At 74.8% G+C, this 22,338-nt stretch carries 23 protein-coding genes and 1 riboswitch; of the genes, 13 read left to right on the top strand and 10 right to left on the bottom strand.

Going from position 1 to position 22,338, the window contains the following annotated elements:
* Window positions 1-54 precede the first annotated feature (54 nt).
* The 3 genes from FJQ57_RS02040 to FJQ57_RS02050 all read right to left on the bottom strand — a co-directional run bounded on the left by FJQ57_RS02040 (window position 55) and on the right by FJQ57_RS02050 (window position 3,292).
* Window positions 55-726 (bottom strand): M15 family metallopeptidase, encoded by a 672-nt coding sequence (locus tag FJQ57_RS02040; RefSeq protein ID WP_246081543.1) that lies wholly within the window; start codon window positions 724-726, stop codon window positions 55-57.
* Window positions 723-2,165, bottom strand: a complete 1,443-nt coding sequence (locus FJQ57_RS02045) for an alpha,alpha-trehalose-phosphate synthase (UDP-forming) (RefSeq protein ID WP_139977578.1) — start codon at window positions 2,163-2,165, stop codon at window positions 723-725. The genes FJQ57_RS02040 and FJQ57_RS02045 overlap by 4 nt, the downstream gene beginning before the upstream one ends.
* An 86-nt stretch (window positions 2,166-2,251) precedes the next feature.
* Entirely contained in the window at window positions 2,252-3,292 is a 1,041-nt protein-coding gene (locus tag FJQ57_RS02050) for a Gfo/Idh/MocA family protein (RefSeq protein WP_139977579.1), read from the bottom strand.
* A 102-nt stretch (window positions 3,293-3,394) separates the two neighbouring features.
* Here FJQ57_RS02050 and FJQ57_RS02055 point away from each other — a divergent pair, with 102 nt between their 5' ends.
* Genes FJQ57_RS02055 through otsB form a run of 3 tightly spaced genes read left to right on the top strand, consistent with a single transcriptional unit; the run spans window position 3,395 to window position 5,093 of the window.
* Window positions 3,395-3,691, top strand: coding sequence for a DUF3263 domain-containing protein (locus tag FJQ57_RS02055; protein ID WP_139977580.1), 297 nt, complete (start codon window positions 3,395-3,397; stop codon window positions 3,689-3,691).
* Between the two features lie 4 nt (window positions 3,692-3,695).
* Window positions 3,696-4,196: a LytR C-terminal domain-containing protein gene (locus FJQ57_RS02060; RefSeq protein WP_139977581.1), complete on the top strand. Its 501-nt coding sequence runs from the start codon at window positions 3,696-3,698 to the stop codon at window positions 4,194-4,196.
* 51 nt (window positions 4,197-4,247) lie between these two features.
* The gene (otsB, locus tag FJQ57_RS02065) at window positions 4,248-5,093 is read left to right on the top strand and encodes a trehalose-phosphatase (protein ID WP_139977582.1); all 846 of its coding nucleotides are present in this window, start codon (window positions 4,248-4,250) and stop codon (window positions 5,091-5,093) included.
* Between the two features lie 148 nt (window positions 5,094-5,241).
* Here the strand turns inward: otsB and FJQ57_RS02070 are convergent, their stop codons facing one another.
* Window positions 5,242-5,781: a hypothetical protein gene (locus FJQ57_RS02070; protein ID WP_139977583.1), complete on the bottom strand. Its 540-nt coding sequence runs from the start codon at window positions 5,779-5,781 to the stop codon at window positions 5,242-5,244.
* Window positions 5,778-7,598: a PHP domain-containing protein gene (locus tag FJQ57_RS02075; RefSeq protein ID WP_139977584.1), complete on the bottom strand. Its 1,821-nt coding sequence runs from the start codon at window positions 7,596-7,598 to the stop codon at window positions 5,778-5,780. The genes FJQ57_RS02070 and FJQ57_RS02075 overlap by 4 nt, the downstream gene beginning before the upstream one ends.
* 243 nt (window positions 7,599-7,841) lie before the next feature.
* A riboswitch (SAM riboswitch) is annotated at window positions 7,842-7,986 on the top strand.
* Between the two features lie 12 nt (window positions 7,987-7,998).
* Between FJQ57_RS02075 and thrC the strand changes: the two genes are divergently transcribed.
* Together thrC and FJQ57_RS02085 are read left to right on the top strand one after the other, a co-directional pair.
* The gene (thrC, locus tag FJQ57_RS02080) at window positions 7,999-9,354 is read left to right on the top strand and encodes a threonine synthase (RefSeq protein WP_139977585.1); all 1,356 of its coding nucleotides are present in this window, start codon (window positions 7,999-8,001) and stop codon (window positions 9,352-9,354) included.
* Window positions 9,355-9,394: 40 nt separating this feature from the next.
* Window positions 9,395-9,670 carry a MoaD/ThiS family protein gene (locus FJQ57_RS02085; RefSeq protein ID WP_139977586.1) on the top strand — a complete coding sequence of 92 codons (276 nt, stop codon included), beginning with the start codon at window positions 9,395-9,397 and terminating at the stop codon, window positions 9,668-9,670.
* Here the strand turns inward: FJQ57_RS02085 and FJQ57_RS02090 are convergent.
* The 4 genes from FJQ57_RS02090 to FJQ57_RS22845 all read right to left on the bottom strand — a co-directional run bounded on the left by FJQ57_RS02090 (window position 9,645) and on the right by FJQ57_RS22845 (window position 13,374).
* Complete coding sequence (locus FJQ57_RS02090) at window positions 9,645-10,904, bottom strand: RNA polymerase sigma factor (protein WP_139977587.1); 1,260 nt, start codon at window positions 10,902-10,904, stop codon at window positions 9,645-9,647. The genes FJQ57_RS02085 and FJQ57_RS02090 overlap by 26 nt on opposite strands.
* A gap of 16 nt (window positions 10,905-10,920) precedes the next feature.
* Window positions 10,921-11,289: a YciI family protein gene (locus tag FJQ57_RS02095; protein ID WP_139977588.1), complete on the bottom strand. Its 369-nt coding sequence runs from the start codon at window positions 11,287-11,289 to the stop codon at window positions 10,921-10,923.
* 83 nt (window positions 11,290-11,372) lie between these two features.
* Window positions 11,373-12,062 (bottom strand): class F sortase, encoded by a 690-nt coding sequence (locus tag FJQ57_RS02100; RefSeq protein ID WP_139977589.1) that lies wholly within the window; start codon window positions 12,060-12,062, stop codon window positions 11,373-11,375.
* Window positions 12,055-13,374, bottom strand: a complete 1,320-nt coding sequence (locus FJQ57_RS22845; RefSeq protein ID WP_211348720.1) for a hypothetical protein — start codon at window positions 13,372-13,374, stop codon at window positions 12,055-12,057. Before FJQ57_RS22845 ends, FJQ57_RS02100 begins: the two co-directional genes overlap by 8 nt.
* Before the next feature lie 149 nt (window positions 13,375-13,523).
* Here FJQ57_RS22845 and FJQ57_RS02110 point away from each other — a divergent pair, with 149 nt between their 5' ends.
* The 5 genes from FJQ57_RS02110 (at window position 13,524) to groL (ending at window position 18,240) form a co-directional block, all read left to right on the top strand.
* Window positions 13,524-14,360, top strand: coding sequence for an SGNH/GDSL hydrolase family protein (locus FJQ57_RS02110; RefSeq protein WP_139977590.1), 837 nt, complete (start codon window positions 13,524-13,526; stop codon window positions 14,358-14,360).
* A gap of 17 nt (window positions 14,361-14,377) precedes the next feature.
* Window positions 14,378-15,229, top strand: a complete 852-nt coding sequence (locus FJQ57_RS02115) for a TylF/MycF family methyltransferase (protein ID WP_211348721.1) — start codon at window positions 14,378-14,380, stop codon at window positions 15,227-15,229.
* On the top strand, window positions 15,226-15,546 hold the full coding sequence (locus tag FJQ57_RS02120) for a hypothetical protein (protein ID WP_139977591.1): 321 nt from the start codon (window positions 15,226-15,228) through the stop codon (window positions 15,544-15,546). Before FJQ57_RS02115 ends, FJQ57_RS02120 begins: the two co-directional genes overlap by 4 nt.
* Complete coding sequence (locus tag FJQ57_RS02125) at window positions 15,543-16,403, top strand: ATP-grasp domain-containing protein (RefSeq protein ID WP_139977592.1); 861 nt, start codon at window positions 15,543-15,545, stop codon at window positions 16,401-16,403. The genes FJQ57_RS02120 and FJQ57_RS02125 overlap by 4 nt, the downstream gene beginning before the upstream one ends.
* 205 nt (window positions 16,404-16,608) lie before the next feature.
* Entirely contained in the window at window positions 16,609-18,240 is a 1,632-nt protein-coding gene (gene groL, locus FJQ57_RS02130) for a chaperonin GroEL (protein ID WP_139977593.1), read from the top strand.
* 294 nt (window positions 18,241-18,534) lie between these two features.
* Here groL and FJQ57_RS02135 read toward each other — a convergent pair whose 3' ends face one another.
* Window positions 18,535-20,283, bottom strand: a complete 1,749-nt coding sequence (locus FJQ57_RS02135) for a serine/threonine-protein kinase (RefSeq protein ID WP_139977594.1) — start codon at window positions 20,281-20,283, stop codon at window positions 18,535-18,537.
* A 90-nt stretch (window positions 20,284-20,373) separates the two neighbouring features.
* Here FJQ57_RS02135 and FJQ57_RS02140 point away from each other — a divergent pair, with 90 nt between their 5' ends.
* The 3 genes from FJQ57_RS02140 to FJQ57_RS02150 are packed head-to-tail and all read left to right on the top strand — an operon-like array spanning window position 20,374 to window position 22,222.
* Window positions 20,374-20,922, top strand: coding sequence for an RNA polymerase sigma factor (locus tag FJQ57_RS02140; protein WP_139977595.1), 549 nt, complete (start codon window positions 20,374-20,376; stop codon window positions 20,920-20,922).
* Window positions 20,919-21,638: a hypothetical protein gene (locus tag FJQ57_RS02145; RefSeq protein ID WP_139977596.1), complete on the top strand. Its 720-nt coding sequence runs from the start codon at window positions 20,919-20,921 to the stop codon at window positions 21,636-21,638. Before FJQ57_RS02140 ends, FJQ57_RS02145 begins: the two co-directional genes overlap by 4 nt.
* Complete coding sequence (locus FJQ57_RS02150; protein WP_246081544.1) at window positions 21,635-22,222, top strand: nucleotidyltransferase family protein; 588 nt, start codon at window positions 21,635-21,637, stop codon at window positions 22,220-22,222. Before FJQ57_RS02145 ends, FJQ57_RS02150 begins: the two co-directional genes overlap by 4 nt.
* The last annotated feature ends 116 nt before the right edge of the window (window positions 22,223-22,338 follow it).

Raw genomic sequence — 22,338 nt, forward strand, 5'->3', positions numbered from 1 at the left:
GACCTTCCTACCCTGCGGGCCGCCGGCCACACCCCACCCGGGTCGCGACGGGACTCAGGGCGACTGGACGGGACCCAGCTCCGCGTGCGGCGCGCCGGTGACCCACGCCCAGTAGCGGTCTCCCCACGACCAGTGCCACCACTCGGTCGGGTAGTTGACCAGCCCGGCGGCGCTCATCGCCTTCACGAGCGCGCGGCGCAGCGCGAGCGCCTCGCCCGCGACGTCGGGGTGGTCGGTGTAGCACCGGCCACCGGAGTCCTCGGGGGAGGCGTCGAGGGGGCACCCGACGTCGAGCACCTCGCCCTCGGGGGAGAGCAGCACCACGTCGACGGCCGCGCCCGCGGTGTGCGGCGCGACCTCGGGCGGGGAGATGAAGCGGCTGGCCAGGCGGTGCACCTCGGCTGCGGCGAGGTCGGGCCGCGCGGCGGCGAGCCGGTCGCGGTAGCGGTCGAAGTAGGAGCGCTGGAGGGCCGGCGGCCGGTAGCCCTCGTTGAGCGCGAGCACCAGGTCGGCCGGCAGGGCGGCCGCCGCGTCGAGCAGCCGGTCGAGCACCGGCCGGCGCAGGCGCCGCGCCTCGTCGGTCTCCCCGGTGAAGGGGACGGCGCCGGCGGTGTCGACCAGCGGGCTGCCGTCGTCGACGACCGCGATCGAGGTGACCCGGGGGTCGCTCATGAGCACGACGTCGTCCCAGCCCGGCCGACCGGCCGGGCGGCGTACGTCGGTCACGAGCGCTTGGCGGGGCGCACGGCCTTGGCGTGCGTGCTGTGGGAGACGGTGGCGAGCTCGGCCATGAAGGCGTCGGCCCAGGCCGCGACGTCGTGCAGGCGGATGGTCTTGCGCATGGCCTTCATCCGCCGGGTCAGCTCCTTGGGCTCGGCGCGGTAGGCCTCGAGGAGGGCGGACTTCATGCCGTTGAGGTCGTAGGGGTTGACCAGCCACGCCTGCCGCAGCTCGTCGGCCGCGCCGGCGAACTCCGAGAGCACCAGGGCGCCGTCGTCGTGGGGCCGGCAGGCCACGAACTCCTTGGCCACGAGGTTCATCCCGTCGCGGTAGGGCGTGACGACCATGACGTCGGCCGCGGTGTAGAGCGCGGCCATCTCCTCGCGCGGGTAGGAGTTGTGCAGGTAGCTGATGGCGGGGCGGCCGATGCGGCCGAGGTCGCCGTTGATGCGGCCGACGAGGCGCTCGATGTCGTCGCGCAGGATGCGGTACTGCTCGACCTGCTCGCGCGAGGGCACCGCGACCTGCACGAAGACGGCGTCCTCGACGTCGAGGTGGCCGTCCTCGATGAGCTCGGCGAAGGCGCGGAGCCGGGCGTAGATGCCCTTGGTGTAGTCGAGGCGGTCGATGCCCAGGAAGATCTTGCGCGGGTTGCCCAGGGCCTCGCGGATCGTCGAGGCCCGCTCGACGACGGAGTCGGTGAGCGCGAGCTTCTCGAAGCCGCCGGCGTCGATGGAGATCGGGAAGGCCTTGGCCCGCACCGTGCGGCCGTCGGGCAGGTAGACCAGGTCGCGGTGGGTCTTGTGGCCGACCCGCTGGCGCACCAGGCGCACGAAGTTCTGCGCACCGCCGGGCAGCTGGAAGCCGACCAGGTCGGCCCCGAGGAGGCCCTCGAGGACCTGCCGGCGCCACGGCAGCTGCTGGAACAGCTCGGCCGGGGGGAACGGGATGTGCAGGTAGAACCCGATCCGCAGGTCGGGGCGCAGGTCGCGCAGCATCTGCGGCACCAGCTGCAGCTGGTAGTCGTGGACCCAGACCGTCGCACCCTCCGCGGCCACCTCGGCCGCCTTCTCGGCGTACTTCTGGTTGACCTTGACGAAGGAGTCCCACCACTCGCGGTGGAACTCCGGCTTGGCCACCAGGTCGTGGTAGATCGGCCAGATCGTGCCGTTGGAGAAGCCCTCGTAGAACCGCTCGACCTCCTCGGCGGTCAGGCCGATCGGCACCAGGTGCAGGCCGTCGTCGGTGAACGGCTCGAGGGCCTCGTCGCCGTCGCCCGCGGACCCGCCCGGCCACCCGATCCAGGACCCGTCGTTGGCCCGCATCACCGGCTCGATCGCGGTCACGAGGCCGCCGGGGGAGCGCCGCCACCCCGTCGTGCCGTCGGGGTTGGTGACCCGGTCGACCGGGAGCCGGTTGGCGACGATCACGAGGTCGGCTGGCACGTCCCCAACCCTAGAGGGGCGCCCGTGCGGCGCATCGTCGTCAGGGGTGGCGGCACGGGCGGGCCGGACGGGCCTGGCGGGCCGGGTCAGGCGTAGGTGACGCCGACCGAGGCCAGCACCGCCTCCATCTGGCGCATCAGCACCAGCGTCTGCGCGTGCGGCACCAGCGGGCTCTCGCGCAGTCCCTCGCGCAGGCAGCGCCCGACCTCGGCCACCTCGTTGCCGTAGCCGGTGCCGATGACCGGCTCGTCGCCCTCGATCGGCTCGGGGGCACCCGGGGCCGGCCGGCCGTCGGGCCCCGCGGCGTACGGCGTCCAGGTGGCGCGGGTGGGGTGGTGGAAGTCGTCGACCTCGATGCGGCCGGAGTCGGTGGCGACGAACGCCTGCCGCGAGGAGTGGGAGGTGAGCGAGGCGGTCATCGTGGCCAGCGCCCCGCCGGGGTAGCGGCCGGTGACCGCGATGTCGGCGTCGATGCCGGTCGCGGAGACGCGCGCCGTGGCCGCGAGCTGCTCGGCCTCGCCGAGGAGGAGGTGGGCGAAGGTCAGCGGGTAGATGCCCATGTCGAGCATCGCGCCGGCACCGAGCGCGGGGTCGAGCAGCCGGTCGGTCGGGTCGGCGTCGACGACGAACCCGAGCTCGGCGTGCAGGTGGCTCGGGGTGCCGAACCGGCCGGCCCACAGGTCGCGGGCCAGCGCCCGGACCACGGGGTGGGTCGCGGTCCACATGGCCTCCATGAGGAAGCGGTCGTGCTCGCGGGCCAGCGCGACCATCGCCTCGGCGTCGGCCACCGTCACCGTGACCGGCTTCTCGCACAGCACGTGCTTGCCGGCCTCGAAGGCCAGCCGGGCGTGCTCGAGGTGGAGCGCGTGCGGGCTGGCGACGTAGACGACCTCGACGGCCGGGTCGGCCACCAGCGCCTCGTAGGAGCCGTACGGCGTGCACGCCCCCGGGCCGTCGTACGCCGCCGCGAAGGCCTCGGCCGAGGCCGCCGCGCGCGAGCCGACGGCCGCGACCTCGGCGCCCGGCACGAGCGCGACCTCGGCCGCCACCTTGCGCGCGATCTTGCCGGTCGCCAGGATGCCCCAGCCGATGGTCCGGGCGGGGTCTCGGTCCTCGTCAGCACTCACGCAGGCCAATCTACGGCGTGTCGCCCGGCCCGAATGACAGCCGTGTGATTAGCCGTCTATGGTGGGCACGTCCACCCCCGCGCCCACCCACGGGAGATCTCGATGGAAGCCCAGCGACACGACGGCCCCGACGCCCGGCCCGACGCCGCCGCGCTGAGCGACCGCGACCGCGACATCCTCGAGTTCGAGCGGCAGTGGTGGAAGTACGCCGGCGCCAAGGAGACCGCGGTCCGCGAGAAGTTCGACATGAGCTCCACGCGCTACTACCAGGTGCTCAACGCCCTCATCGACCGTCCCGAGGCCCTCGAGGTCGACCCGCTGCTGGTCCGCCGCCTGCGCCGCCTGCGCTCGGAGCGCCAGCGCCAGCGCTCGGCCCGCCGCCTGGGCTTCGAGGTCTGACCCGATGGCCAGCGACCGGCCCCGCGGCCCCCAGCGCAGCGTGGTCTTCCCTTCCCCGGTCGTCCTGCTCAGCATCGTCGCCGTCGCGATGGCGCTGGTCGCCTTCGTGGTGACCCGGGGTGCCGAGCCCACCGAGCGCGAGGTCGTGGCCCCCGCCGCCGAGACCCCCTCGGCCACGGCCAGCGCCGGCGCGAGCCCCACCCCCAAGCCCAAGCCGAAGCCGAAGCCGGTCCAGCGCGGCCAGGTCTACGTCGAGGTCTACAACAACACCGGCATCAAGGGCCTGGCCGCCGACGTCGGCGGCCGCGCCACCGACGCGGGCTGGCGGGTCGTCGGCACTGACAACTGGGTCGGCTCGATCCCCACCAACACCGTCTACTTCCCGCCGCGGCTCGAGCGCGCGGCCAAGCAGCTGGCCCTCGACCTCGGCATCGACCGCACCGCGCCCGCCGACGGCGCCATGAAGCTCGACCGGCTCACGGTCATCCTCACCGGCGCCCTCTGACCCACCCGGTCACCCCTCCGGGGTCGGCCGCGTTCTGGTTGGCTGTCCTCCGTGGACTTCACCTCGATCGAGGGCGAGCAGCACTGGGCGGCCCTGGTGCGAGCCGCGGCCGAGACCGTCGTCGGCCTCGACTTCGACGGCACCCTCTCGCCGATCGTCGACGACCCGACCGAGGCGCACATCCACCCCGACGCCGGCCCGGTGCTGGTCGACCTCGCGGCCCAGGTGCGCGCGGTCGCGGTCATCACCGGCCGTCCCGCCCGACAGGCCCTCGACCTGGGCGGGCTCGAGGAGGTGGGCCAGGCCGTCGGCGAGGCCGGCAAGGACCTCTACCTCTTCGGCCAGTACGGCAACGAGCGCTGGAGCTCGACCAACCGCCGCGTCGTCTCCCCGCGCCCGCCCGCCGGGCTGGCCAGCTTCGAGCGCGAGCTGCCCCGCACCCTGCGCCGCCTCGACGCCGAGGAGGCGTGGGTGGAGCACAAGGGCCTCGCCGTGGCCGTGCACACCCGCCGCCTCGCCGAGCCCGACGCCGCCTTCGAGCGGCTCCTGCCCGAGCTGCGCGACCTCGCCGGCCGCCACGACCTCGTCGTCGAGCCCGGCAAGGCCGTGGTCGAGGTCCGCTCGCCCGGCGTCCACAAGGGTCGGGCCGTGCACACCCTCGTCGAGGAGCTCGACGCCGGCGGCTTCCTCTTCGCCGGGGACGACCTCGGCGACGTCGAGGCCTTCGAGGCCGTCGGCGAGCTGCGCCGGGGCGGCATGCCGACCCTGCTCGTCTGTTCGACCTCGGAGGAGCAGAACGCCCTCGTCCCCCTCGCCGACGTCGTCGTCCCCGGTCCCGAGGGTGTCCTCGCCCTCCTCGCCCAGCTCACCGCCGACGCCGCCGCCCTCCGCGCCTGACCCGCCCCCTCGCGCCCTTGTGCGTTGGGGGGGGTGGGGGCACCGCACCGGCCCACCGGGGTAGTCCCTGACGAAATGGTCGTCGAGACGCCGATCTGACGACCACTTCGTCAGGGACTACCCCCGGTTGCGGGCAGGCGCCCTGCGGTCAGTGGGCGGAGCAGCAGGCGATCTGGTGGCGGGACTCGAAGGGGACGAGGCCGGCCGCGGCGCGGTGGACCAGCAGGACGGCCCGGCCATCGGTCCAGGTGGGGCGAGCCCACTCGGTGAGGTCGAGGACGGCCTCGGGCGGCAGGACGCCGACGCCGAGCTCGCGCACCTCGTCCACGACGCTGCCGGCCAGCACCTCGGCCACCGTCAGCACCCGCTCGACCCGCATCCGGCCGGCGAAGCGCACCAGCCGGCCCGCGGACCGGTCGGCGTGCTGGGCCGCCGCCTCGCGCGCCCCGGCTCCCTCGAGGTCGACGCCCGGGAGCGCCGCGAGCACCCGGTCGACCTCGTCGGACGGCGCGCCCGCCCACGACACCGCCACCGCCACCCGGCCCCCGGGCACCACGTGCGTCGAGGCGACGTACGACGACAGGCCGGTGGGCAGCACGGCGTCGAGCGTGGCCAGGGCGTGCTCGGCGCCGCCGACGTCGCGGGCGGCGACGTCGGCGGCGAGCAGGACGCGGGTCGGGACGGTCACCGGGTCGGGACGACCCAGATCGGGTTGGTGTAGAACCACAGGTCGCGCCACGGGTCGGCGTCCCCGACGACGTCGAGCGCCGGGCCGGCCGGGTCGATCGCCGCGCCGCGGTAGCCCGGGGCCTGGCGGTTGCCGTCGGTGCCGCGGAGCCGGACGTAGAACGGCTGGTCGAGCTCGCCGAGGTCCTGCTCGATGGTGAAGGTGCCGGTGCGGCCCGAGGTGTCCCACTGCTTCACGACCCGGGTGTCGGGCGCGAGGAACAGGTCGCGGTCGGCGAGGGCCGGGCGCGGGTCGACCGCGCCGCGAACGAGGTCGACCCGGTTGAGCGCGGGCACGAACTGCGACCAGTTGGGCACGTCCTGCGCGGTGATGGTGACGACCAGGCGCACGCGGGTGCCGCGCTTGGCGGTGAGCGTGCCGCCCAGGGTCTCGGCCCGGCCGCGCCCGGGGCCGGCCACCACCTGCACGTCGACCGACTTCACCAGCGCGCCGTGGTCGACCCAGATCCGGCCGTCGCGCATCCCCCGCATGACGGCGCGGTAGTCGCGGGACGCGGCGCCGACGTGGGTGCGGCTGTAGTAGCCGGGCCAGAAGTCGCCGGCGGTGAGGTTGATGGTGCCGGAGTAGACCGGGTCGCCGTACTGGCCGTCGGCGTTGAACTGCGCCGACGTCGACCCGTCGGGCCGCCTCGAGGTGTCGCCCCAGATGACGTGCGAGTCGGAGTTGGCGGTGATCGACCACGGCTTGCCCTCGGCCAGCATCGAGTCCCACAGGCCGCCGACGGTCGAGGTCATCCAGTCGTAGCCGCCCCAGGTGCGGTAGCTCTCCGGCGGGTACGCCGCGAACGAGTTCACGCCCGGCGCGTTGCCGTAGTAGCCGCGGGCCGACCCCGGCCCGACGCCCGTGGGCAGCCCGGCCGCCTGGTGGCCCGGCGCGCCCTCGAACCCGATCGCCACCCGCGGGTCGGCGTCGCGCCAGCCGCGGATCTCGTGCGGGCTGTCGATGCCGTTGCGGGCGGGGTGGTTGGCCAGGAACAGCGCGTCGGTGACCCGCTTGCGGTCGACCTGCTGGCCCAGCCACTGCACGCCGGCCACGGCCAGCGCCTCGTTGGCCGGCGAGCTGCCGCTCGCGCCCTTGACGCTGCCGTCGTACTCGTTCTCGAACTGCTTGAGCACCGCGACCTCGTTCGGGCCCGGCGCGACGAAGACGGTGCCGTGCTCGGCGGCCGGGATGTTCCACTCCAGGCCCTGGAAGACCAGCGTGTCCGGCAGCTCGCGGCGGGCCGCGACGATCTCGGGGTTGACCTTGTCGACGCCGATGCGGGCGTGGGTCGCGCCGCCGTGGTCGGTGATGACCAACCAGTCCAGGCCGTACGCCGCCGCGTGCTGCGCCTGGTCGATGACGCGGTACTGCGCGTCGGAGCTGAACTGGGTGTGGATGTGGTGGTCGCCCGCCAGCCAGAACCGGACGGGGCCGCCAGCCTCACCGCCAGCCCCACCGCCGGGTCCGCCGGGCCCACCGGAACCACCGGGGCCCTTCGGCCCACCCGGGGCGGCCGCCGCGACACCGGTCATGCCGGCCATGCCGGCGGTGACGGCGCCGAAGACGCCCGCGGCCCGCATCAGGCCGCGGCGGCTGAGCTCGCGGGCCGAGAGGTCGCTGTCGGGCACGGTCGGGTCGGCCGCGGCGAGGGCGGCCTCGTCGACCTCGTGGTCGTGGGTGTGGTCGTGGGCGTGGGCGTGGGTGTGGCCGTGGGTGTGGCCGTGCGCGTGGTCGTGGGAGTGGTCGTGCGGCCCGTGGTCGTGCGAGTGCGTCACTGCGTGCTCCTCCGAAGATGGCGGCGGTCCTCCGCGACCGCCTCCTCCCGACTCAACGCCGCAGCGGGCCGTCACGAAACCGACCCCGGGTGCCCAGCAGGTGAACGGCTGTCGCCTCCTGCGCGGGAGTTGCAACAAGGCCGCCGTCGGCGCGACGAACCAGCCTGGGCGCGCCGCGACCAGGCGGTCCACATCCCGGGACCGGGTGACGCATGCTGAGACGGCCCCCCGTACAGTGGTCACTGCTCATCACGAGGGACTGAGGGAACGGCCCGACGACGTCCCGGCAACCGCCGCTCCACCTCCGCCTCCGGACCGATCCGGACGCGGGAGCGGAAACGGTGCCAATTCCGCCCGGACGCGAGATCCGCCCCGGGGAAGATGAGGAGGAGGATCCCCTGTGAGCGCATCCGTCGTCGACCAGACCGCTGCCACCGTCTCGGACCAGACCGAGGCCACCGACCCGGCCGCCGCCGCGAGCCCCGCGCCCGCCGGGTCCGAGGCCGCCCGCACCGGCCCCCGCGAGGGCGCGTTCGGCAATGCGACCGGTCTGTCGTGCCGCGAGTGCGGCCACCGCGTCGACCTCGGCCCCTTCTACGCGTGTCCGGAGTGCTTCGGCCCGCTCGAGGTGGCCTACGAGTTCCCGACCGTGACCCGCGAGGAGATCGAGGCCGGGCCGCGCAACATCTGGCGCTACAAGGCGCTGCTGCCGGTGCCCACCGACATCGAGACCAGCCCCAACACCGAGCCCGGCTTCACCCGGCTCCTCGAGGCCCGCAACCTTGCGAGCGAGCTCGGCCTGGCCAAGCTGTGGGTCAAGGACGACTCGACCAACCCCACCAACTCCTTCAAGGACCGCGTCGTCGCCTGCGCGCTCAGCGCCGCCCGCGAGCTCGACGCCAAGGTCTTCGCCTGCCCCTCGACCGGCAACCTGGCCAACGCCGTGGCCGCCGCCGGGGCGCGCGCGGGCATCAAGACCGTGGTCTTCATCCCCAGCAACCTCGAGCAGCCGAAGAAGGTCAACTCCGCCGTCTTCACCGAGTCGCTGGTCGCCGTCAACGGCAACTACGACGACGTCAACAAGCTGGCCTCGGAGATCGCGGGCGAGGAGGACGGCTGGGCGTTCGTCAACGTCAACGTCCGCCCCTACTACGCCGAGGGCTCCAAGACGCTGGGCTACGAGATCGCCGAGCAGCTCGGCTGGCGCCTGCCCGACCAGGTCGTCATCCCGGTCGCCTCGGGCTCCCAGCTGACCAAGGTGCACAAGGCCTTCCAGGAGCTCGTCACCCTCGGCCTGGTCGAGGACAAGCCCTACAAGATCTACGGCGCCCAGGCCACCGGCTGCTCGCCGGTCTCGGTGGCCTACAAGGGCGGGGGCGACGCGATCCGCCCGGTCAAGCCCGACACCATCGCGAAGAGCCTGGCCATCGGCAACCCCGCCGACGGCATCTACGTGCTCGACATCTGCCGGCAGACCGGCGGGGCCGTCGAGGACGTCACCGACGCCGAGGTCGCCGACGGCATCGTGCTGCTGGCCCGCACCGAGGGCATCTTCACCGAGACCGCGGGCGGCACCACCGTCGCGGTGCTGAAGAAGCTCACCGAGACCGGCCAGCTCGACCCCGAGCTCGAGACCGTGGTCATCAACACCGGCCACGGCCTGAAGACCCTCGACGCCGTCTCCGACCGGGTCGGCCCGGCCGCGACGATCGAGCCGACGTACGCCGCCTTCGAGGCCACCGGCCTCGGCGCCTGACCGCCGCACCCGCACGAGAACGAGCCAGAGAGAGAACCCCGTGAGCGTCTCCGTCCGCGTCCCGACCATCCTGCGCACCTACACCGACGGCGAGTCCGAGGTGGACGCCTCGGGCGCTACCCTGGCCGAGGTGCTCGACGACCTCGAGTCCTCCTACGCCGGCATCAAGGCGCGCATCGTCGACGAGGACGGCAAGCTGCGCCGCTTCGTCAACGTCTACGTCGGCAACGAGGACGTCCGGTTCCTCGACGACCTGGCCACGGCCACCCCCGACGGCAGCCAGGTCTCGGTCATCCCGGCGGTCGCGGGCGGCTGAGCCCGGCCCGCCTGCGGGTCAGCAGGTCGGCCTCGGCCGCGTTGTCGCAGCGGGCCATCGCGTCGTCGTACGCCGCGCGGGCGGCCTCGACGTCGCCGGCCCGGGCCAGCAGCTCGCCCCGCACGGCGGGCAGCCGGTGGCCGCCGAGCGCGAGGCCCTCGAGCAGGGCCAGGCCGGCCTCGGGCCCCTCGGCCTCGGCGACGGCCACGGCCCGGTTGAGCCGGACGACGGGCGATCCGGTGAGGTCGTCGAGCTCGGCGTACCACCGTGCGATCCGCGCCCAGCCGGTCGCCGCCGCCGTCGGCGCGAGGGCGTGCTCGGCGGCGACCAGCGCTTGCAGCAGGTACGGCGTCGACGGGGCCTCCGCGACGAGCGGCCGCAGCAGGGCCACGGCCTCGGCGACCTCGTCGTGGTGCCACCGGCTGCGGTCCTGGTCGGGCAGCAGCACCAGCGCGCCGTCACGCACCCGGGCGTCGCGGCGGGAGTGCTGGAGCAGCACGAGCGCGAGCAGCGCGTCGAGGTCGGGCACGGCGACGGGGGACAGGTCGCGCACGACCCGCACCAGCCGCACCGCTTCGCCGGCCTCGCCGACCCGCACCACGTCGTCGCCGGAGCCAGGGGCGTAGGCGGCGGTGAAGGCCAGGTAGGCCACGTCGGCCACCGTGCCGAGGCGCTCGAGCAGCGCAGGGCCGGTCGGCACCTCGAACCGACAGCCGGCCAGGCGCTTGCGGGCCCGGGTCAGCCGGGCCGCCATCGTCGGCGTCGGCACGAGGAACAGCCGGGCCACGTCGGCGGTGCTGACGCCGAGCACGAGCCGCAGGGTCAGGGCCGCGGCGTCGGCCGGGGCCAGCGAGGGGTGGGCGCACAGGAGCACCAGGCGCAGGAGCTCGTCGCTCGCGCCCACCTGCCCGCCGCCCGCCCCGGACCCGTCGGCCATCACCCGGCGGGCCTGCACCACCAGCGACGCCTCGACGGCGAGCGTCGGCTGGGCCCGGGCGGCCACGGCCTCGGCGCGCAGCCGGTCCAGGGCCCGGCGGCGGGCCGCGGTGAGCAGCCAGGCCGGTGGGTTGGCCGGCACCCCGTCGACCGGCCAGTGCCGGACCGCCGCCTCCACCGCGTCACCCAGCGCGTCCTCGGCCAGGTCGAGGCGCCGGAACCGGGCCACGAGCAGTGCGAGCAGCCGGCCCCAGTCCTCCCGCACCACCACCGCCAGGGCCCCGTCGGTCCCGGTCACCGGATCCGGGTCCCGCTCAGTGGTCCGGGACGTCGACGCACTCGCGCACCTCGACGTCGTACTCCCGGGGGAGCAGGGCGGCCAGCTCGGTCGCGGTGGCGAGGTCGTCGGCCTCGATGAGGTAGAACCCGCCGAGCTGCTCGACGGTCTCGGCGTACGGGCCGTCGGTGACCGGCGGCCGCTCGGCCCCGCCCGTCGCGCCGCGGACCGTCCGGGCGGTCGACGACGGGGCCAGCGCCTCACCGCCCACGATCGTGCCGCGGGCGCGCGCCGCCTCGGCGAAGGCGCCGAAGTCGGCGTACACGCGAGCACGCAGCTCGTCGTCGGCGGCGTCCCACTTGGCGAAGTGGTCGGCCTCGGTCATCAGCAGCAGGTAGCGGGGCATCGGGTCTCCCAGGGTCGGGGGTGAGTGTTCCACCGTGGTGACGCCGACGGGGCGGCCGATTCGACAGCGGCGCGCGACCGGTCTCAGACGGGCTCGGCGACGACGATCTGGTTGCTCTCGTAGAAGCGGCCGTTGAAATCGGTGCAGGTCACCAGGATCAGCCGCGCGCCGTCGGGCGACTCCTCGGTCTGGCCGAAGATGTCGCGGGCGCGCTCGGCGACCTGCTCGTAGCTGGCTACGAGGTTGTCGGTGACCCGGTAGCGGTGGCGCCCCGTCTCGGTGACGAGCACGATCCGGCCCGAGTCGAGCTCGGGGAGCCGGTCGAGCGCCCCGTCGCCGTTGCTGACGGTGTGGCCGGTGATCACGACCCGCCCGGTCGTCGCGCCGGGCTGGGCGCTGCCGTCCCACCACCCGACCACGTCGGGGTCGGGCGGCGGCTCGAGGACCGCGTCGCTGCGCAGCCTCACGCCGATGACCGGTGCCTCGATGCCGAGCGACCGGATGACGAGCCGGGTCGGTGCGGCCGGAGCGGGGGGCGCGGCGTCGGGTTCGGGCTCGGCCGTCACGGTCACGGTCGGCGCGGGGGGCTCGGCAGCCGCGCCCGGCGTCCGGGCGTCCCAGCGCTGCCCGAGGAGGAAGCCGCCGGCGAAGACGAGCAGGACGGCGACGACCGGCGCGAGCGCCGCCAGCGCGCGGCGACGCCGCCGACGAGCGGGCCGGGGCCCGGTCTCGCCGGCGGCGTTGGCCGGGGCCGCGGGGCTCGGGTCAGCCACGCAGCAGGCGGCGGAAGGTGTGCACGCCCCCGGCTGCGGCCAGCAGGCTCAGCAGCACGAGCGCGCCGGTGGCCACCTGGCCGTTGATCGCGCCGTCACCGGTCGTGCCGGAGGCCAGGTCGACCTCGCCCGCGGGCACCGAGGTCGGGAAGTCGGGGCCGGGACCGCCCGGGCCACCGGGGCCACCGGGGCCACCGGGACCGTCGGGGTCGGTGGGAGCCGGGGGCTCGGTCACGCCGACCCGCGCGTTGGCGCCGCAGGCCGAGCGGCCGATCTGCACGTCGAGCAGGTCGACGCCGAACGACGACGCAGCCGGCAGCAGGCTCAGGTCGAGCGCGGTGACCTCGATCGATCCGTCGCCGCGGGTCTGCTTGTTCAGGGTCGCGTCGAGCACGTTGTCCTCGAGCGGGCCGAGCTGGTCGGCGACGGTGGAGACGATGTTGCCGTTGAGCGCGGTGACCAGCTGGTCGACGAGCCCGCCGGCGGGGGCGAGCACGCCCCGCAGGGCGGTGGTGAGCTCGGCCTCCAGGGCGTCGCTGATGGCGGTCAGCACGACGTCGAGGTCGGTGAGGACCTTGGTGTTGGGCGGCGGGTTGGCCGGCAGGGTCACCAGGTTGAGCGGTCCGATCGGCGCCGGCAGCCGGACGTCGAGGGTCGCGTCGGTGAGCTGGCTGTCGCCCGTGGCCGCCGCGGGCGTGGCGGTGCACCGGCTCTGGACGGCACCGAGGTCGAGCACGACGTCGGGGTCGCCGATCGAGGTCAGCAGGGTCTGCACCGTGGTGCTGGTCGTGTCGAGCACGGGCTGCAGCAGCGGCTGGAGCGCGGCCAGGAGCGGGCCGGTGATGCCGTCGGTCAGGTCGGACTGGACGATCGTGACGTCGCCGAGCTCGAAGGTGCCCGCGTTGATCTCGGCGTTGTTGCCCGGGGTGAGGCAGAAGCCCTGGTCGACCGAGACGAGCGTGGCGCCGTCGCCGGCGAGCCCGGCGCACGCCGCCGACAGGCCGCGGCGGTCCTCGATCCTGGTCGTGGCGTCCTGGGAGAGGGTGCCGGCGTTGATGAACGGCTGGTTGCCCAGCGCGGTGATGAGCGGGTCGACGGTGCCGGTCTTCTGCTCCCGGGTGCCGTCGTTGACCGCGCGCACCTCCCCGCTGTCGGTCGGGGTGCTCAGCACGGTCAGCACGAGCCCGGTGGCCTCGGCCTGGGCGACGGGCTCGGCCGCGGCGCCGGGGGCCGCGGCGAGCGCGAGGATCGTGCCAGTGCAGGCGAGGGCCAGCGCGGGTCGGCGTACGGACGGGGACGGGGTGCTCCGCATGGGGGTCCTTCGTCGGGGGGGAGGGGAGGGGGACCCGCATCCTCGCACGCCGGTCTAGTCAGGCCGGCGCTGCACGCCGACCAGGACCCGTTGTGCCCGGTTGGCCGGCAGGTCGGCGTCCGTTCAGGTCGGTGTGGTGGACATGGGGGGTGCCCGTCCCACGAGCCCTCGCCCTCGGCGCCGCCGCCGCGCTCGGTGCCGCCCTCGCCGGGTCGTACGGCGGCCGCGAGCTGCTCCACCGGCAAGCCGCGACCGCCCGCCGGCTGATCGGCAAGCCGCTCGGCGAGCAGGCGCCCGACGCCGACCGCACCTGGAAGGCGTCGTACGGCGACCCGCTCGACCTGGTGCTGCTCGGTGACTCCATCGCCGCGGGCCTCGGCGCCGAGCGGCGCAAGGACACCTTGGGCGGGCGCCTGGCCAAGGGCCTGGCCAAGCAGACGGGCCGGGCCGTGCGGCTGCGCACGGCAGCGGTCGTTGGGGCCGAGAGCTCCACGCTGCCCGACCAGATCGCGACCCTGCCGGGCGGCTACCGGCCGCACGTCGCGGTCGTGGTCGTCGGCGGCAACGACGTCACCCACCGGGTGCCCGTGGCCCAGGCCGCGGGCCACCTCGAGGACACCGTGACCGCGCTGCGCGAGCGCGGTGCCGTCGTCGTGGTGGGCACCTGCCCCGACCTCGGGGCGCTGCGACCGGTGCCGCAGCCGCTGCGGGCGCTCGGTTCGCGTGCCTCGCGCCAGCTCGCCGCCGCCCAGACCGCCGCCACGGTCCGGGCCGGCGGCCACGCCGTCTCCCTCGCCGACGTCGTCGGGCCCTTCTTCATCACCAACCCCGACGAGATGTTCAGCCTCGACCGCTTCCACCCCAGCGCGCTCGGCTACCGGCGTACGGCGGCCGCGCTGCTGCCCTCGGTCCTGACCGCGCTCGGGGTGCGTGCGGAGGTCCCGTTCGGGCACACCGCACCCGGCCCGCACGCGACGGCGACCTGAGCCCTAGGCTCGGGTGGGTGACGACGCCCGCCACGACGCCCGCTGCTGCAGCCTCGCCGGCGGTCGACCTCTACCTCGACGTCATGGCCAAGGTGCTCACCCGCTACGGCTTCGAGGGCCGCAACGCCAGCGTCCGGTTCAAGCCGCGCAGCTACGAGGGCTACCTGTGGCGGATGGTCCGCAACGCCACCCGCGACCGCGACCTGCGGGTCGTCGAGCCCGGCGAGCTCGACCGCGAGGCCCGCGAGAACGGCCGCGACTGGCCGGCCGACGCGGAGTCGATGGTCGGCCTGAAGCGGCTGGCCAACGTGCGCCACTGCCTGGAGTCGGTGCTCGCCGACAGCGTGCCCGGAGACTTCGTCGAGACCGGCGCGTGGCGCGGCGGCACCTGCATCTACGCCCGGGCCGTGCTCGCGGCGCACGGCGTCACCGACCGTGACGTCTGGGTCGCCGACTCCTTCGAGGGACTGCCCGCCCCCGACGGCCGGTTCGCCGCCGACGCCGGCGACCAGCACCACGTCGAGCCCGACCTCGCCGTCTCGGTCGAGCAGGTGCAGGACAACTTCCGCCGCTACGACCTCCTCGACGACCACGTCCGCTTCCTCGTCGGCTGGTTCGCCGACACCCTGCCCACCGCGCCGATCGAGCAGGTCGCGGTCCTGCGCCTCGACGGCGACATGTACTCCTCCACCATCGACGGCCTCGAGCCGCTCTACGACAAGGTCTCCACCGGCGGGTACGTCGTCGTCGACGACTACGGCGCGGTCAAGGGCTGCGCGCAGGCCATCCACGACTTCCGCGCCCGGCGCGGCATCACCGACGAGCTCGTGCCCATCGACTGGGCCGGCGTCTACTGGCGCAAGTCGTGACCGACCCCAACACCCAGACCGCGGCCGACTTCGAGGAGTCGCCCGAGGTCAAGATCGCCCGCCTCGAGCGCACCCTGGCCGCCGAGCGCCGGCACGCCGCCCGCGCCTCCCGCGCCCTGCACCGCCAGATGGCCCGCGACCTCGACCGCGCCGACGAGGAGGCAGCGCAGCAGCGCCGCGCGGCCGCCCGCGCCGAGCGCCGGGCCGCCGCCGCCGAGGCCGAGCTGGCCGCCGTCCGCGCCAGCGCCACCTGGCGGGCCGGGCGGGCCCTGGTCGCGGTCCCCGCCGCCGTGCGCCGACGGGTGGGTCGCGGGTGAGCGGGGCGCCCGACGTGCTCCTCGCGACCAGCAGCGGCTACCCGCACGGCGAGGCCGGCCACGCCGTCCTCACCGAGGCCCTGGCCCGTCGCGGCCTGACCAGCCGATGGGTGGTCTGGGACGACCCGTCGGTCGACTGGACCGCCGCCGGGCTGGTCGCGGCCCGGTCCACCTGGGACTACGAGACCCGGCTGCCGGAGTTCCTGGCCTGGGCCCGCTCGGTCGGCCCCACCCTGCTCAACGGCGCCGAGGTCTTCACCTGGAACACCGACAAGGCCTACCTGGCCCGGCTCGCCGAGGCGACGACGCTGCCGGTGGTGCCGACGATCGCGGTGGGGGGACCCGCGGAGGTGCCGGCGGCGCTCGAGCGCGTCGGCCTGCCCGCCGTCGTCAAGCCCCGCGTCGGCGCCGGCGGGCGCGGCGTGACCGTGGTCGCGCCGGGGGAGACCTGGCAGCCCGACGACCACGGACCCTGGGTCGTCCAGCCGCTGGTGGAGTCGGTGCGGACCGAGGGCGAGACGTCGGTCTTCGTCATCGACGGTCGCGCGGTGAGCCAGGTCGTCAAGGCGCCGGCGGCGGGCGAGGTCCGCGTCCACGAGGAGCACGGCGGCCGGTCCCGCGCCACCGACCTCGACCCGGAGGCGGCGGCCCGGGCGACCGAGACGGCCGCCCTCGTCGGCGAGCTGCTCGGACGTCCGCTCGACTACGCCCGCGTCGACCTGCTGCGCCACGACGGCCGGCTCCACGTCAGCGAGGTCGAGGCCACCGAGCCCGGGCTCTACCTGCCTGCGCTGCCCGGCAACGGCGAGGCGTTCGCCGCCCTCGTGGAGCGCCGGCTGGCCGCCGTACGGGCCTGAGCGGCACCGCCACCTGGGTTGTCACTCTCAGGCGGCGAGTGCTAAAAATGGGGTTGGCACTCTCGGACCGAGAGTGACAGACAGGAGCGGCGCCAGCTGAGGCTCCCTCCCGGCGGAGCAGGGTTCCGCCGGTGGGCGGGGTCGTCCGTCGCGGGCAGCCCGCCACTCCGTTCCCCCGACTCCCCATCAGAAGGTTGCAGGAGTTATGCCCAAGCTGATTGCTTTCAACGAGGAGGCCCGGCGCGGCCTCGAGCGTGGCATGAACACGCTCGCCGACGCCGTCAAGGTCACCCTCGGCCCCAAGGGCCGCAACGTCGTGCTCGAGAAGAAGTGGGGCGCCCCCACGATCACCAACGACGGCGTCTCCATCGCCAAGGAGATCGAGCTCGAGGACCCCTACGAGAAGATCGGTGCCGAGCTCGTCAAGGAGGTCGCCAAGAAGACCGACGACGTCGCGGGTGACGGCACCACCACCGCGACCGTGCTCGCCCAGGCGATGGTCCGCGAGGGCCTGCGCAACGTCGCCGCCGGCGCCAACCCGATGGGCCTCAAGCGAGGCATCGAGGCCGCCGTCGCCGCCGTGAGCGAGCAGCTGCTCAGCATGGCCAAGGAGGTCGAGACCCGCGAGCAGATCGCGGCCACCGCCACCATCTCCGCCGGTGGCGACACCACCGTCGGCGACGCCATCGCCGAGGCGATGGACAAGGTCGGCAAGGAGGGCGTGATCACGGTCGAGGAGTCCAACACCTTCGGCATCGACCTCGAGCTCACCGAGGGCATGCGGTTCGACAAGGGCTACATCTCGGCCTACTTCGTCACCGACCCCGAGCGCATGGAGACCGTGCTCGAGGACCCCTACATCCTCATCGCCAACAGCAAGGTCAGCAACGTCAAGGACCTGCTGCCCGTGCTCGAGAAGGTCATGCAGAGCGGCAAGCCGCTCGTCATCATCGCCGAGGACGTCGACGGCGAGGCCCTCTCCACGCTGGTCGTCAACAAGATCCGCGGCACCTTCAAGTCCGTCGCCGTCAAGGCCCCGGGCTTCGGTGACCGCCGCAAGGCCATGCTGCAGGACATCGCGATCCTCACCGGCGGCCAGGTCATCTCCGAGGAGGTCGGCCTCAAGCTCGAGTCCGCCTCCATCGACCTGCTCGGCCAGGCCCGCAAGGTCGTCATCACCAAGGACGAGACCACCATCGTCGAGGGTGCCGGCGACACCGGCCAGATCGAGGGCCGGGTCAACCAGATCCGCGCCGAGATCGAGAAGTCCGACTCCGACTACGACCGGGAGAAGCTCCAGGAGCGCCTGGCCAAGCTCGCCGGCGGCGTCGCCGTCATCAAGGTCGGCGCGGCCACCGAGGTCGAGCTCAAGGAGCGCAAGCACCGCATCGAGGACGCCGTCCGCAACGCCAAGGCTGCCGTCGAGGAGGGCATCGTCGCCGGCGGTGGCGTCGCCCTCGTCCAGGCCTCGGCCACCGCGTTCGAGAAGCTCGACCTCTCGGGCGACGAGGCCACCGGCGCCAACATCGTCAAGGTCGCCACCTCGGCCCCGCTCAAGCAGATCGCCATCAACGCCGGCCTCGAGGGCGGCGTCGTGGCGGAGAAGGTCGCCGGGCTCGAGTCCGGTCGCGGCCTCAACGCCGCCACCGGCGAGTACGTCGACATGATCGGCGAGGGCATCATCGACCCCGCCAAGGTGACCCGCAGCGCGCTGCAGAACGCCGCCTCCATCGCGGCGCTCTTCCTCACCACCGAGGCCGTCGTGGCCGACAAGCCGGAGAAGGCCCCCGCCGGCGGCGGCGACCCGACTGGTGGCATGGGCGGCATGGACTTCTGAGTCCGTTGGTCGCGGCTCTGGAGGGCCGTGCGGCGGCCCCGCGCCACCCTTGTGGGGCTGCCGCAGCCTGGCACGGCGGGTCCGACCCGCACCTGGCCCCCCAGACCGCGACATGCGCCGTGTGCGTACGTCGGTCCGTGGCCCGGGCGCCTGTGCCCCCGTGCCTCGGGTGCCTCTCGGACGGCCCGTCCCACTTCGGTGGGGCGGGTCGTTCCGCTTTTCTGGACCCATGGTGGTCGAGGAGGGCCCTGGCGCCTGTCTTGAGGAGGCGCGGCGCGCTGGCGCCGCCGGTGGCTAGGACCAGCGGAACGAGACGACCATCGGGTCGATCTGGCCGCGCCGCTCGGCCTGGGTGTCGACGAGGCTGTGCTGGAAGGTGAGTCGGTAGAGGAACGGCCCGCGCTGGGCGAACCAGGTCTCCTCCACGAACGACAGGTCGTCGGCGGGGGAGTAGTACGACGCCTGCACCCGCGCGGCGCGTGACCCGTCGAGCCAGCCGTCCTTGAGCATCTTGCTGTCCTTCAGCTCGATGCCGTCGTCGTTCTCGTCGAGCGACTCCGCCGAGCTGCGGGCCGCGATGCGCAGCAGCTCGATCGTGCTCAGCGGGATCGGCGGCCGGCTGCGGCGCAGGAACACCGAGGAGTAGTAGCCCTCGAAGTCGGAGTAGTCGCGCGCCCCGACGCCCTGCTCGACGACGCCCTGGTCGATCGGGCCCCACCCGGCGGGCGCGCGCAGCGATGCCGGGCCGAGCGAGACGCGGGGCCCGCTCGCTGCCGCGACGTCGGGGTAGGTCGGTGTCGGCGACGGCGGCGCCGGGGTGGGCGAGGGCGCCGGCTCGGTCGTGGTCGTGGTCGGGTCGGTCGGGGTCGGCTCCGCCGTCGTGGTCGTCGGGTCGGACGTGGTCGAGGTGGCCGAGGTCGTGGGGTCGCCGCCGGCCTCGCGATCGCCCCCACCGACCACGACGGCGGCCGCGACGCCGCCGAGCACGGCCACGACCGCGACGACCGCGGCCACCACGACCGCGACCGCGCGCCGTCGCCGGGGCCGGCTCGGCTCGCTGCCGGCGTACGACGGGGGAGGGGCCCACCCGGGCGGCGGCCCCGACGGGGGCGGCGACGGCGGGGCCAGCGGCGCCAGCGCGGCCGGCCGGTGGACGGTGGTCGGCGACCCGGCGGCGGGGACGGCCGGGCGCACGGGCGGGTGGCTCGGCCCGGCCAGCCGGACGAGCTCGCGCAGGTCGGCGCGCATCGTGCGTGCGTCGGGGTAGCGCTCGGCGGGGTCCTTGGCCATCGACCGGCGCAGCACGGCGTTGACGCCCGCGGCCAGCGGCGAGTCCTCGGCCAGCTGCGGCACCGGCGCGTTGAGGTGGCTCATGCCGATCTCCACGTCGCTCCCGGCGTACGGCGCCTGGCCGACGAGCGCGGCGAACAGGACGCACCCGAGGGCGTAGACGTCGGTGGCCGGCGTGGCCTGCTCGCCCCGCAGGCGCTCGGGCGCCAGGTAGGCGAAGGTGCCGGCGACCGCGCCGGTGGCGGTGAAGCCGGGGTCGCGGTCCTGGGCGATGCCGAAGTCGCACAGGTAGACGAAGACCTCGTCGCTGACGTCGCGCAGCAGCACGTTGCTCGGCTTGACGTCGCGGTGCACGACGCCCGCCGCGTGCGAGTCGCCGAGGGCCCAGGCGACCTGCTGGCACAGCTCGAGGGCCTGCGGCACCGGCACCGGTCCGTGCCGGCGCAGGGCCTGCGCGAGGTCGCCGCCGGCGACGTACTGGGTGGCGATGTAGAGGCAGCCGTCGGACTCGCCGTGGTCGAGGACCTGCACGACGTGGGGCGAGTCGAGCCGGGCGAGCACGGAGGCCTCGCGGGAGAAGCGGCGCCGGTAGTCGTCCTGGGTGGCCAGCTCGGGCGCGAGCACCTTGAGGGCGACGGTGCGGCCCAGCACGAGGTGCTCGGCGGCGAAGACGACGCCCATGCCGCCGCGGCCGAGCTGCCGCACGACGCGGTAGCCGGCGAACTCCTCGCCCACCGACGGGAACCTGGCCACGGTCACCTCCTGCGCAGTGGGCCCAGGGCGGAGCCTCTCACGCGGGGGAGGGGGCGAAACGCCTCGCGGCACGTGTGGGACGGTGGACAGGTGTCCTCCCCGGCCCGGCGCGAGCGTCTCGAGGAGGTGGCGCGCGAGGTCGTCGAACCGGTCCGGCGCTACCTCGCCCGCCGCACCGACCCCGCCACGGCCGACGACGTCCTCGCCGACACCCTCCTGGTCTGCTGGCGCCGCATCGACGAGGTGCCCGACGACCCGCTGCCCTGGGCCTACGGCGTCGCCCGGCGCTGCCTGGCCAACGCCGAGCGCGCGTCCCGACGCCAGCGCCGGGTCGCCCGCAAGGTGGCCGCGGTCGACCCGCCGGCGGCGGCCGTCCCCGGGCCCGACGACGAACCCGCCGGCGCCGCCGGTGAGGGCGTGCGCCGCGCGCTGGCCGCGCTGCCGCCCGCCGACGCCGAGCTGCTGCGGCTGTGGGCGTGGGAGGGCCTCGCGGCCAGCGAGATCGCGGTCGTCCTCGACACCACGCCCAACGCGGTCGGCTCGCGCCTGACACGGGCGCGCCAGAAGCTGCGCGACCGCCTGCGCAAGGACGGCGTGCCTGGAGGACATGGAGGAGTGACGGAGAGGAGGACCCGGTGACCGACCCGGTGGACGACCCGGTGGACCAGCAGCACCCCGACAGCGCCGACCGGCTGCAGGAGCAGCTGCGCGCCGCCGACCCGGCGTCCTCCCTGGCCCCGGCCCCGCCCGAGGCGGTGGCCCGACTCCTGGAGGACACCATGACCGACGACCGCACCGAGGAGTCGCGGCGCGACGGCACCACCGGTCGCAGCCGCCTGACCTGGGTGGTCGCGGCGGCCGCCGTCGTGCTCATCGCGCTCGGCGGGGTGCTCGCCCTGACCTGGGGCGACGACGACGCCACCGACCCGGCGCCCCCGATGGCCGGCGAGCAGGCCCCCGGCCAGGCCGAGCCCTCCTCGGCCCCACCCGGCGGCGGCGCGCCCAGCATCACCGAGCTCACCTTCGACGAGGCCGCGGTCACCGGCCGCTGTCGTCCGCCCCAGGACGCGATCGACGTCGTGGCCCAGCAGACCGTCGCGGTCGACGCCACCGTCACCTCGATCAGCGGGAGCCTGGTCACCCTCGAGCCGTCGCGCTGGTACGCCGGCGACCCGACCGACGAGGTCGTCGTCCGCGCGCCCGGGCCGGGCGTCGAGGCCCTGCTGGCTGCCGTCGCGTTCGAGGAGGGCGAGCGCTACCTCGTCTCGGCCACCGACGGCGTGGTCACGGTGTGCGGGTTCAGCGCGCCGTGGACGCCCGAGCTGGCCGGCGTCTACGACGAGGCGTTCTCGTGAGCGCCGAGGGCAGCACCGGCACGGTCGGGCTGCTGCTCGCCGCGGGCGGCGGGTCGCGGATGGGCCGGCCCAAGGCCCTGGTCAGCGACGACGACGGCACCTCGTGGCTCGTGCGCTCGGTCGCGACACTGCGCGCGGCGGGCTGCACGAAGGTCGTCGTCGTGCTCGGTGCGTCGGCCGACGAGGCCCAGGCCCTGGTCGACGACGACCCCGCGGTCCGGGTCGTCGTGGCCGACGACTGGGCCGAGGGCATGGCCGCCTCCCTGTCCACCGGCCTGTGCGCGCTGCAGGAACCCGACGGCGACGTCGCCCTGGTGACCCTCGTCGACCTGCCCGACGTCGGCCCCGAGGTCGGCCGCCGGGTCCTGGCCGCCGCCGACGGCCCCACCAGTCTCGCCCGCGCCGTGTACGACGGCCGGCCCGGCCACCCGGTGCTGATGGGCCGCGACCACTGGTTCCCCGCCGCCGCGGTCGTCGAGGGCGACGAGGGTGCGCGCGACTACCTGCGCGAGCACGGCTGCGTCGCGGTCGAGTGCGGCGACCTCGCCACCGGCCGCGACGTCGACACCCCGCCCGCCGACTGAACCGGGGCGGCGGCCGCGCCGCCGGGCTCTCGGCGGTCGTGGGCGGGGTGGACGTCATCCGTGGTGGCCGCCGGGGCGACCTCTGGAGTTCCAAGACATCGCTGACACTTTGGGTC

The sequence above is a fragment of the Nocardioides litoris genome (genome assembly GCF_006346315.1).
Taxonomy (GTDB): Bacteria; Actinomycetota; Actinomycetes; order Propionibacteriales; family Nocardioidaceae; genus Nocardioides; species Nocardioides litoris.